Here is a 506-nt window from a genome sequence, read left to right as displayed (position 1 = left end):
GGGTGTCGCCTTAACGATTGCTGCCGGAAGGAAAATTCCTGCTCATCCCTCGTTCATGTGCAACTTCCTACCGTGCAGTACGTTCTAGCGTTCCACAGGAGGACACCATGAAACTCAAGTTCGCACTCGTTGGATTAATCGCGCTCAGCGGTGCCGCGTTCACCGCTACTGCGGCAACGGCTATGCCGCTCGCGCTCCTCGGACAAACATCAAACATTGAGAGCGTTGCGTTGGTTTGTGGTCCGAACGGCTGTGTCCGCACGGCACCGGCCTATCGACGGTATGGCTATGGCGTCGGTCGCTATGGCTATGGCGTGCGTCGGGGTTACGGATATCACCGCGCATATGGCTATCACCGGGGCCATCGCCGGTACTGACTGTTAACGGCCCCGCCTCAAAGGCGGCGGCCTCTCTCTTACAGATTGAAATACAACATAGAGACTAGAACCGTTGAAAAGACGCCTAGTCCTATGATGGCAATTTTCAAAACTAGGACGGCTGCCAAA

1 protein-coding gene is annotated in these 506 nt (G+C 55.5%); it reads left to right on the top strand.

The features are described 5' to 3' along the window. Nucleotides 1-107: 107 nt before the first annotated feature. Nucleotides 108-377 (top strand): hypothetical protein, encoded by a 270-nt coding sequence (locus IVB32_RS03015; protein WP_247409725.1) that lies wholly within the window; start codon nucleotides 108-110, stop codon nucleotides 375-377. The last annotated feature ends 129 nt before the right edge of the window (nucleotides 378-506 follow it).

The organism is Bradyrhizobium sp. 23, from assembly GCF_023073295.1.
Taxonomy (GTDB): Bacteria; Pseudomonadota; Alphaproteobacteria; order Rhizobiales; family Xanthobacteraceae; genus Bradyrhizobium; species Bradyrhizobium canariense_D.
Note: the sequence above shows the minus strand (reverse complement) of the source record. Positions and strands in the feature narration are given on the sequence as shown.